This is a genomic window from Acinetobacter sp. V2 (genome assembly GCF_001188385.1).
GTDB classification, from domain to species: Bacteria; Pseudomonadota; Gammaproteobacteria; order Pseudomonadales; family Moraxellaceae; genus Acinetobacter; species Acinetobacter oleivorans.
In genome coordinates this window covers 1,659,581-1,670,610 of record NZ_JZFB01000001.1, presented here as the reverse complement: position 1 = coordinate 1,670,610, position 11,030 = coordinate 1,659,581, and the positions used below count along the sequence as shown (strand labels likewise).

10 protein-coding genes are annotated in these 11,030 nt (G+C 37.8%); 6 read left to right on the top strand and 4 right to left on the bottom strand.

The window, feature by feature from the left end; all coding sequences use genetic code 11:
• The 3 genes from UC75_RS07665 to rapA all read left to right on the top strand — a co-directional run.
• On the top strand, positions 1-577 hold a 577-nt coding region (locus UC75_RS07665), incomplete at its 5' end, for an acyl carrier protein (protein ID WP_228137161.1).
• Between the two features lie 132 nt (positions 578-709).
• Positions 710-1,348: an RluA family pseudouridine synthase gene (locus tag UC75_RS07660; protein ID WP_005307342.1), complete on the top strand. Its 639-nt coding sequence runs from the start codon at positions 710-712 to the stop codon at positions 1,346-1,348.
• Between the two features lie 144 nt (positions 1,349-1,492).
• The gene (gene rapA, locus UC75_RS07655) at positions 1,493-4,330 is read left to right on the top strand and encodes an RNA polymerase-associated protein RapA (protein WP_013197132.1); all 2,838 of its coding nucleotides are present in this window, start codon (positions 1,493-1,495) and stop codon (positions 4,328-4,330) included.
• A 57-nt stretch (positions 4,331-4,387) separates the two neighbouring features.
• Here rapA and UC75_RS07650 read toward each other — a convergent pair whose 3' ends face one another.
• Together UC75_RS07650 and fabR are read right to left on the bottom strand one after the other, a co-directional pair.
• A complete protein-coding gene (locus tag UC75_RS07650; RefSeq protein WP_004790840.1) occupies positions 4,388-5,404 on the bottom strand; it encodes an AI-2E family transporter in 1,017 nt (338 codons plus the stop codon).
• A gap of 166 nt (positions 5,405-5,570) precedes the next feature.
• A complete protein-coding gene (gene fabR, locus UC75_RS07645; RefSeq protein ID WP_013197133.1) occupies positions 5,571-6,266 on the bottom strand; it encodes an HTH-type transcriptional repressor FabR in 696 nt (231 codons plus the stop codon).
• 140 nt (positions 6,267-6,406) lie between these two features.
• On the opposite strand from fabR, the gene UC75_RS07640 reads away from it, so the two are divergent.
• Complete coding sequence (locus tag UC75_RS07640; RefSeq protein ID WP_049837212.1) at positions 6,407-7,474, top strand: ferredoxin reductase; 1,068 nt, start codon at positions 6,407-6,409, stop codon at positions 7,472-7,474.
• Between the two features lie 12 nt (positions 7,475-7,486).
• On the top strand, positions 7,487-8,581 hold the full coding sequence (locus UC75_RS07635) for a fatty acid desaturase family protein (RefSeq protein WP_004790847.1): 1,095 nt from the start codon (positions 7,487-7,489) through the stop codon (positions 8,579-8,581).
• Between the two features lie 35 nt (positions 8,582-8,616).
• Here the strand turns inward: UC75_RS07635 and UC75_RS07630 are convergent, their stop codons facing one another.
• The gene (locus UC75_RS07630; RefSeq protein ID WP_049837211.1) at positions 8,617-9,081 is read right to left on the bottom strand and encodes a hotdog fold domain-containing protein; all 465 of its coding nucleotides are present in this window, start codon (positions 9,079-9,081) and stop codon (positions 8,617-8,619) included.
• A 117-nt stretch (positions 9,082-9,198) separates the two neighbouring features.
• Between UC75_RS07630 and UC75_RS07625 the strand changes: the two genes are divergently transcribed.
• Positions 9,199-9,831 carry a TetR/AcrR family transcriptional regulator gene (locus UC75_RS07625; RefSeq protein ID WP_049837210.1) on the top strand — a complete coding sequence of 211 codons (633 nt, stop codon included), beginning with the start codon at positions 9,199-9,201 and terminating at the stop codon, positions 9,829-9,831.
• A 51-nt stretch (positions 9,832-9,882) separates the two neighbouring features.
• Here UC75_RS07625 and UC75_RS07620 read toward each other — a convergent pair whose 3' ends face one another.
• Positions 9,883-10,584 carry an SIMPL domain-containing protein gene (locus tag UC75_RS07620; protein WP_049837209.1) on the bottom strand — a complete coding sequence of 234 codons (702 nt, stop codon included), beginning with the start codon at positions 10,582-10,584 and terminating at the stop codon, positions 9,883-9,885.
• Positions 10,585-11,030: the final 446 nt, after the last annotated feature.

Sequence of the window (11,030 nt, the reverse complement as noted above, 5' to 3'; positions counted from 1 at the left end):
CCAGCCACTAGCTGAACATTTAGAATTACTAAGTAAAAGAGCACAGGCCCTCGAAATTCCAGTTATTTTTATTGATGCATCTCAGCTTCAACAAACCATGTTGCAGTTGGGGCAGCGACTGTCGTCAAATGCTAAAGCCCAAGTTGTGATGGCTGGTGATTTGTCACCTCTGTTTAAACAAGTCATGCAGCTTGTTTTATCTATTACCGATTATGTAGCTATTGTAAATGATGCGATCTTGGCGGCTAATTTAGAGCAGCACATTCAATGGGTTGAAAAGATCAGTTTTGACCATATAAAACACTTAAATACACAGACCTTAATGCGCCTGTGGTCTTTAAGTGCGCCGTCTGAATATATTTTGTCGGATAAAGGAATCTTATTAGCAATTGCTGAACAGGTGGGGCGACACCCCATGGAGATTCATCCTGAAATTGATTTACGAAACTACGGCTTAGATCAGTCTGCTGTGAATTATCTTGTCGAACTTTGGCGTGCAAATGGTGCGAGCTTGAGCGCTGGAGAGGTAATGCAAGCACCGACATTGCAGCATATTATGCAGTTATTGAAGCCTTGATTAACTATATACTGCAAGTGATCCATAATATTTGCAAATTATGCTGTTAATTTACCCGAACGGCATTGTAATTCGGACGTAAGCTTTTTATTATTGCCCGCTTGTTTTTCATCTTGCCTTGGGAATACAACTTTGAGTGATTTTCTAAGTGAACATCTGATCTATCGTGATGATGATTTTATGGTGATTCATAAACCTTCGGACATCTTGAGTGTTCCTGGTAAAGGTGATTTACATGATAGCGTTTTGACAAGGTTGGTTGCGATTGAACCTAAAACTTTGCTCATTCATCGTCTAGACCGAGATACTTCAGGTATTTTAGTATTTGGTTTATCAAAGCGCGGTCAAAGTGCGATTGCGCGTCAATTTCAAGATCGTCAGACTTCAAAAATATATGAAGCGCTTGTCGCAGGTCATTTAGAGGGTGAGGGGACTGTAGATATTCCTGTCATCTATGATCCAAGCCGACCACCTTTACATATTGTCGACGCTTCTCACAACAAACCTGCTTTAACACATTGGCAGGCAATAGAACATTTTCAGATTCAGGGACAGCCTGTAACTCGTGTGAAGTTAACACCAATTACAGGCCGATCCCATCAACTCCGTGTACACATGCAATATCTTGGGCATCCAATTGTAGGTGACACGCTGTATGCAACACCGGAGCAACAACTTGTTCCGCGTTTATGTTTGCATGCCAAACAGTTAAGTTTTAATCATCCTGTCACAGCAGAAACATTAACTTTTGACTGTCCTGTACCGTTTTAATGTAAAAATTTTAATGCGTGATTTTTTGTAGCAAAGTCATTTAATTGGTTTTTGCTTCAAAATTTTGCTTTAAAGACTACATAAAAAGATGCAAAAATAAGCTAATTTGCATCGTACAATATGTAGTGCGAACTTGAGAGAAAGGTGGAAAAATTGCAGCAGTATGCTATTGGTCAACGTTGGCTATCAGACACAGAAACTGAACTCGGTTTAGGTGTGCTTATTGATGTAGATGAAAGATCTGTCAGCATTTTATTCCCCAAAAGTGATGAGACACGTGTCTATGCACGTAATAATGCTCCACTATCTCGTATCATCTTTAACACAAATGATGAAGTTCAAGATCAAGAAGGCAAGAAGTGGATTGTTGAGTCTGTTGAAGACCGACATGGTGTTTTGCGTTACAACGTTGTTCGTACCTTAGAAAATGGCGAGCAAGATCGTAAAGCGCTGAATGAAACACGTATCGGTGCGCAAATTCAGTTGTCGAAGCCTTTAGATCGTTTGCTTGCAAGTCAGGTTGACTATAAAGAGTGGTATGACCTGCGTATTGAAGCGATGCTTATGCAAGCGCAAATGCAGAATAGTCCTCTACGTGGGATGGTTGGGGCGCGTGTTGGTTTAATTCCACATCAGCTTTATATCGCACACGAAGTTGGTAAACGTTTTGCACCTCGTGTTTTACTTGCCGATGAAGTGGGCTTGGGTAAAACAATTGAAGCTGGCTTAATTATCCACCAACAGCTTAAAACCGGTCGCTCAGAACGAATTCTTATTTTAGTCCCTGATTCTTTACAGTATCAGTGGATGATTGAAATGCGCCGTCGTTTTAACTTGCAATTCTCTCTGTTTGATTTAACACGTACCGCATCTATTAAAGAACATGATCCAGAACTTAACCCGTTCTTGACTGAGCAATGCATTATTGCCAGCGTTGACTTAATGGTTGACCATGATGATTTACGTGAGCAAGCCATAGAAGCTGGCTTCGATTTGCTTGTGGTCGATGAAGCACATCATTTGATGTGGAGCGAAGAAGAAGGCGGTAATGATCGCTACGATTTAATTGAAGAGCTTGCTGAAAATACCGCTGGGGTGTTATTGCTTACCGCAACACCTGAACAGCTTGGTGTGGAAAGTCATTTCGCACGTTTACGTTTACTTGATCCGCAGCGTTTTAGCAGTTTAGAGCGCTTCTTAGATGAAGAAACTCAATACCAGCAGACTGCAAAAATTGCTGAAGTACTCATGTCTGATCAGCCTTTAGCTCCTGAGCATTTGTCTGCTTTAGAGGGCTTATTAGGTCACAGTATTGAAGATCAACCTGACCAACGCTTTAGAGCGATTCACGAATTATTAGACCGCCATGGTACGGGTCGTATTTTATTCCGTAATACACGTGAAGCAATTCAAGGCTTCCCAGGGCGTGATTGTCAGCCAGCACCATTACCAGCGCCAGAAGATTGGTCAAAAGATGGGAAACTGCGTGAGCAAATGTGGCCAGAAGAAGCACAACTTGATGGTTCATGGATGCAAAATGACCCACGTGTGCTTTGGGTAATGGAAATTCTGCGCAAAGATCTCAAGCATAAAAAAGTGCTTTTAATTGCGCGTAGTGGACCAGTTGTTGAAGCTCTAGAAAATGTATTGCGTTTGCATGCAGGCATTCGTACTGCAATGTTCCATGAAGGCATGAGCTTACTTGAACGTGACCAAGCGGCTGCCTATTTTGCTGAAGAAAGCTATGGTGCACAGATTCTCCTGTGTTCTGAAATTGGTTCGGAAGGCCGTAATTTCCAATTTGCCAGTGATCTAATTTTATTTGATCTGCCAGCTAACCCAGATGTTTTAGAGCAACGTATCGGACGTCTAGACCGTATTGGTCAAGAAAACCGTATTCAGATTCATGTGCCATATCTTGTTGGAACAGCTCAAGAGCGTATGTTCCGTTGGTACAATGAAGCACTTAATATTTTCAGCAATATTTCGCCAACAGCGCAAACGCTGCAAGAGAATTTTATTGTTGAATTAAAAGACTGTTTGCTTGCAGACCAAGGTCAAACTTTTGAAGATTTGCTTGAAGAAGTGAATGTTCAACGTCAAGCTTTGGAAGCTGAACTTCAAGCGGGCCGAGATCGTTTACTTGAATATAATTCTTGTCGTCCAATCGTGGCGCAAGAGATTGTTCAGGCTTTAGAAGATTATGATGACAACACAACGCTACCAATGTTTGTGAAGCGTTTCATGTCTTCAACCAATATCGACTTTGATGAGCAAAGTAACGGTACTGTGATTATTCGTCCAACAGACCAAATGCAAGTGCAAGGTTTGGCGCTAGACGAAGAAGGCATGACTGCTACGTTCTATCGCGATCAGGCTCAGCTTCGTGAAGATGCTCAATATTTAACTTTAGAGCACCCATTCATTGAAAGTGTAATGGAAATGATTCGTACACAATCATTTGGTAGTACCAATGTTGCTGTACTCAAATCTAATGCGTTAAAGCAGGGTTCAGTATTAATTGAAGTGTGGTTTAAAGTCGATGTAGTTGCGCCTAAGGCGTTGAACTTACCATCGAGCTTGCCTAAGCAGCTTATTCGTGTGCTATTAAGCGAAACTGGTCAAGATTTATCTGAAAAAATTGATCCAGCAATTTTGAAACCATATTTACATCACTTAGATGGCAATAGCTGTCGTCAGGTGGTTAAAGCTCGCCGTGATATTATTGAGCAACGTTATAAACAAGCGTTGGATATTGCGAAAGTTGATTTGCCACAGCTTCAGCAGCAAGCAAAAGAACATTATGGTAATAAATGGCAATATGAAATTGATCGTTTAACTTATCTAAAACAGTTCAATCCAAGTATTCGTCAAGATGAAATTGAACGTTTACAAAAGTTGCAAAAAGAAGGCTTGAGCTTGCTTGATGGTTTAACTGTTACACCAGAAGCAATTCAAGTATTAGTTGTGGTTAAGCCATAATTAACTCAAACTAAAAAAAGCGCCTAGAGGGCGCTTTTTTTATACATCGATTTTGAATTAGATGAGACCCGCATCTTTTAATTCTAATTTTAAATATGCATAGAAAATTGGAGCTGCGATTAGACCGCCTAAGCCAAAAATTGACTCAAATACTAGCATTGCTAGTAAAATCTCCCATGCATTTGCATTGATTTTATGCCCAATAATTTTAGCGTTAATAAAATATTCAAGTTTATGAACCAGAACGAGATAAAGTAATGCTGCACCTGCGAGTCCGAGTGAAACAGTAAGCGCTGCAATGAACGTCAATGTATTGGAAATAAGATTACCTAAAATTGGAATCAGTCCAAACATGAAGGTCAAAATAGTAAGCGTTTTTGCAAAAGGAAGGTGGACTCCCCAAAGCGGTAATAAAACAAATGCAAATAAAATAAAGAGCAGCGTATTAATTGCTGAAATTTTTATCTGTGCAAAAACAACATTTTTAAATGAAATTGATAGTTTCTGAATACGTTGAATCAGAAGAGATTTAAAAACAGGTTGCGGTGTACGGCGATGAAAACCATGTATAGCCACCAAAATACCGATAATGAGGCCCATAACCATCGTCACGAAGTTATGCAAAATATCGGAGCTGGTATTTTTTAATATGGTCACGTTATCTTTCATAAACGCGAAAATTTCATCTTTTAATTCTGTCACGCTATCGGGAATATAACCCGGAAGATATTTGCTAATTTCAGCTTGTAAATGCAACAGGGTTTGATCGACTTTGCTGTTGATATTATGGATGCCTACACCTTTTAAATCATGAACCACAAAGCTAATTAAACTTGTAAAGAAAAAGGCGATTAGTGAAATCGTAATAATACTTAATAAAATACTAATAAAAATGCGGGCTCTTTGACCATCAATATAACGTTCTACAACCGAGCTTAAGCTAATAATAATTTCATAAATAAGAAAGCCTGCAAAAAAACTTGCTAATAGATGTAATGGGATAACCGAAAGCAAAAAGATGCCCATAAGAATGTAGCTTGCAATCAGACTTTGACGATTATTCAAATTTTGCATGTTGATCCCTGAGATCGTTGGGAATATAGAAGAAAGAGCAAATGGAATAATTATTTATACTCTCGCAAACTATTCGCTTCAATCGGTGAATTATATTTTTATTGGAAAATAGAGGAGTTAGATGTAAAAATGGCCTGTTTATTAACAAGCCATTCATTAGATATTTTTAACGAATTTCTGCTTCGTCCAAATGCCGAGCACCCTCTAAAATCATTCGAATCATAATCATCGTTTGCTCAGCAACTTCCGCACGTTGATGAATTGGAAGATCAATCACTTTGGCGCCCATGTGAAACACAAGTTGCGTAATTGCTTTTGCAACAAGTTCAGGGTGATATAAGTGGTTGTTATTTAAGTGCTCTAGACGAATTAAATCTTCTTGTAGTTCTTGCTGGAAGAAGTTTAATTGGCGATCAACAGCAGCTTTATAAGAAGTAGAACCTGTAAAGCCTTCGCGTAGTAATAAGCTTAAATTACCTTCATCGGCATCGAGCTGTTGAAGAAAAATATCGACAGAACTGCGAATAATACTTTCTTGCAAGGAAGCACGTAGGCGAGCCTGCCGGATAATTTTACGTAAGACGATACCTGCACGGTCAATTAAAGAAATTGCTAACTCATCAATATCTTTAAAGTGTCGATAGAAACTATTTGGCGCAATGCCAGCTTCTCGTGCTACTTCACGTAAACTTAATGAAGCAATACTCTTTTGTGGGCCAATCAGATTCAGAGCAGCCTGAAAAAGTTCTTCTTTAGTAATTGTCGCTTTTCTTCCCACAGAACGCGTAGCTGTTTTAATTTCAATGACATCTTGTTGTTGAGGTGTGTCATTCAGGTTCTGAGAAAGTGAAGATTGGGTCATGCTGTTCAATATATTTGTAAACTCTCAGGATTATAGCCTTAGAAGCTGAACTTGTGAAATTGTAATTAAAAGTACGGGTGTATATACAAATATATATACATGTGTATAATAATTAAAAAAGAGCGACAGAGCGTCCATCTATGCAAGTAATCGAAAAGAGAAATTCTCTATTCAATTCATTGACACAAGCCATCTTTGATAAAGAAATGGCTAACTTCTGGCTACAAAAAGTTAATCCTTTATGGTCGGTAAAACATGGGCTTGTTCAAATTGTAAAAAAAGAATTTGTCGCTCATGACATGGTGAGTCTTACATTAAAATGTAACCGTTTAGTGAAAGTAGGTGTTGCTGGTCAGCATCATCCTGTCATTGTTGAAATTGCTGGTCGTCGTTATGAACGTACTTATAGCTTGACGCAAATTGATGAACAACATTTACGCTTAACGATTAAAAAAGTGGCTGATGGTATTGTCAGTAACTGGTTTGTGACTGAAAGCCAAATTGGTGATGTTTTTGAGCTTGGTCAGCCTTATGGTGACATGCAACAAAATATCAAAACACCGAAATTAATTATGCTAGCTGCGGGTAGTGGTATTACCCCAATGCTGAGCTTAATCACTGCAATTAAACAAAGCCAGCAGTTAGATAAAGTTCAAGTACAGCTTTTATATTGGGTAAAGCAACGCTCAGATGCAGCTTTTGTTGAATACTTTGAAAAAGTTGCAGAGCAATTCCCAAATTTTAGTTATCAGGTTTTTTATACACAAGAAACACCAAATGATGAACGTTTAAATGCAGAGCATTTAGCATTAGTAGACGATTTGGAAAATAGCACCATATATGCATGTGGACCTTCTGGTTTCGTTTCAACAGTGGAACAGCTTTTTGAAAAAGCACCGACTGTATTAACAGAAGCTTTTAGCTTAACGCGTGATAGTACGGCTGAAGTTGGTTATGTAAATGTCACATTAACCCAGTCTAATAAGATTATTGCAATTCCAAAAGGCGAATCAATTTTGGCGAGTCTGGAACATGAAGGCCTTAAGCCTACACATGGCTGCCGTATGGGAATTTGTAATAAGTGCGTTTGTAGTAAAGCTCAAGGTTCTACACGTAACTTACTCAACGGTAGTGAAAATACCGAACCAAGCCAATTACTCAAAATTTGTGTGAACTCAGCACAATCTGATCTAGTTATTGATCTTTAAGAGAGAACTTTTATGAATATGCCAGTGAAAGTCGAATATTTTAAAAATCCTAAAAATCGCGATTTGACTCCAGCAGAACTTGACGCATTTGCAAAAGAGCTTGATCAGATCAAACAAGAAGTATTGGATGATTTGGGTGAGAAAGACGCTAAATATATCCGCCGTGTCTATGCAGCAGTTCGCTATAGTAGTTTTCTAGGCCGAGCTTGTTTATTTGCAGGTTGGTTCCCACCAGCATGGATTTTAGGAACAGGTCTATTAGGCTTTTCTAAAATTATGGAAAACATGGAACTTGGTCATAACGTGATGCATGGCCAATACGATTGGATGAACGATCCTAAATTTAATGGTCAAACCTACGAATGGGATACGGTCGGTACTTCTGATAACTGGCGTCAAACGCATAACTATAAACATCACACATATACCAACATTAAAGGTATTGATGATGACATTGGTTATGGTTTACTTCGTTTATTCCCAGAGCAACGTTGGAAGCCTGGTTTCTTGCTTCAACCCGTTTATAGCATTCCATTTTGCTTATTGTTCCAATGGGGCGTAGCGATTCAAAACCTTGAAATTGGTCGTGTTCTTTACAAGCGTAAGAGCATGGCTAAATTCTTGGAAGAATTAAAACCAGTAAATAAAAAGATTGGTACCCAGCTTTTCAAAGATTACGTTTTTTTCCCATTAATTGCAGGGCCAGCAGCTTTACCTGTATTGACAGGAAACTTGGTTGCGAATGGTCTTCGTAATATCTGGACGTTTACGATTATTTTCTGTGGTCACTTTACTAAAGATGCAGAAGTATTTCCAAAGTCTGTTTTGCAGGAAGAAAGCCGTGGTCACTGGTATATGCGCCAGATTCGTGGTTCTTCAAACTTAAAAGGTTCAGAAGCATTACATATCTTAAGCGGACATTTGAGTCATCAGATCGAGCATCATTTATATCCTGATGTACCTGCGCGCCGTTATCGCCAAATGGCTCCAAAAGTTGAAGCTGTATGTAAAAAATATGGTCTAAATTATAACAATGCGAGTCTAGCTAAACAGTTTGGACAAGTTGTGGGTCGTATCTTTAAATATGCTTTACCCTTTAAAAAATAATCAAGAAAAGCCCTGATCAGTTCAGGGCTTTTTTATTACTTCTTTTTAGAAATCCACATGGTAATTGTCGCTTGGAAGACTTTTTCTTTCTGGGAATCATAGACTTCTACATTTACTAAATATTCGCCAGCTTTATCCCAGTCATAATTTTTTTCTACAGGCGTTGCAACTGCAATTAAGTCTGTTTCTGCCTTTTTTAAATATTCGACAGTCATACCTTTGGGAATCCAGCGATGGGTAGAAGGTACAGTGACTTCGGTCATTGTTCCACCTGCAAGCTCGGCCATATTACACATCGCAATCGCATGAACTGTTCCAATATGATTGAGAACAGAACGCTTTTTCTTAATGGCTATTTCACAATGATTCGGTTTTAACTCAATAAATAGCGGCGAAATACTGCCGAAATAAGGTGCTTTTAAACATAGCATGCGTGAGAAAGTCCATTTTCCTTTCGGAAAAGTAGACACTTTGTTCCAAAGTTCTAAAGTGGTTGCCATGATTTAAAGCTCCATATTAAGCAAACAGAATTATATTCTTTAACAGAATATAATTCTGTTTACAAAAGTGAGTCAAGTCATTCAGAATATCTCCGATAACTGGTTAGGGAACAAACAATGCAATCTGCACAAGAGTTATTAGAACGGTTATATCCCAGCAGAAGGGCTGCTTTAAAAAGACAGATTTTATTAGATGCTTTGTCTTGTTTCTTAGAAAATGGAATTGAAACCACTAGCATTGAAATGATTCGTTCGAAATCTGACAGCAGTGTAGGGGCTATTTATCACCACTTTAAAAATAAAGAAGGGATTGTTGCGACTTTATTTTTTGCAGCTTTAGATGACCAAGCGGCATTAAGAGATGACTATTTGGAGGGTACAAAATCTCTTCAAGAAGTTTTATATGCTTTTATTCATAGCTATGTTGATTGGGTGAGTGGACAGCCTGAGTTTGCTAAATTTTTAATATCTGCTCGTTTTAGTGTGATGCAAGGGGAAGATCAGGAACGTCTTATTCAGAAAAATAAATTAAGAAATCAAAAGATCTTTAGCGAAATTTCAAATTATGCTGAGGCTGAGTTTTTAAAATCTATCCCACATGAGTTATTACTTTCATTAGTCATTGGAACTACTGAGAACTATTGCCGTGCGTGGTTATCACAACGTGTTCCTTCAAATCCTAAAGTTTATAAAGATATTTTGGCGAAAGCTGCTTGGGATTCTTTGCAAAATTTGAGTGAAATATTTTGATTCATGCATAAAAAAGCCGCAAATTTCATGCGGCTTTTTTAGCTCAAGCAATTATTTAAATTGAATTGAACCGTTTGCATTGACAGTAATTTTAGACTCACCAGCTGCCATGTCTTGAGCTGGTGCAGCTTCAGCCATAGCAAACTTAGCCATACTCGCTCGCATTACAGGCTGAGGGAAATAGTTGTTGGTATTTAAGTTTAAGTTAACAAGCGTGTATTGGCTTTTATTCCACGCTTGAGTCAACATTTGAGCACGTTGTTGAAAGTTTTTAGATGCTTCAACCATCAAATCATTTTCAACTTTTTTACGTTGTTCATCTGAAACCGTAAAATTAATCGATTGAGTTTGGAAGCTTTGTTGCAATTCATTGACTAACTGGCTTGCTGCTTTAAAGTCTTTACTTTCAAGACGAATTTCAGCGCGGCCACGCCATTCTTTTAGCTTATTACTATCGTTATCGTAAATTGGGTAAGTGCTTTGAGCACCAGTTTCCACTTTTACTTGTGGATATTTACGAGAAACGGCAAGTGCCTGATTCATTAATTGATTAATCTGATTCGAAAGTTCGGCTGGTTGCTTGTTACTTTTTTCAATATATAAAGTTGCGTGCATTTCATCATTAGAAACTTGACGAGAAGCTTCGGCTTGTACATTCACAATATTATAGTTCAAAGCATTATCATCCTGAGCAAAAACGAAAGGGCTAAGGAGAGAACCTAAAAGAAGGGTTGAGACAGCTAAAGTACGCATAATTTTTTCCTTTAAAAATTAATATAAATTTAATTTTTTTCATTAAGAAATGTTAAACATAAGTTATGCATAACTTTTGCAGATTTTGTGGCGTATTTGTAATATTTAGATCAGTTTTTTTAAATTTTGGTAAATATAAAGTCTTTTAAAAATAAATACTTAAAAATAAAGTGTGTCAATGTAACTTAAAAAATCAAAGTAATATAAAAAAAGAATATTTTCTTTAGGTTGTCACATAGTATGATGATAATTCATCTTAACTATTGGGATGATACATTTTTTCAATAAGATTAGATGAGTAAAGTACATAAAAGACGTTTTTTTTCTTGTAAAATTAGGTATCATCGCGCTCCTAGTTACAAGATATAAAATAAGTGTCTTTACTAGTTCTATAAAGCACCGAGTCAAAGGACCAAAAGTCACCAGACTTATTTCTTTCTACCCCT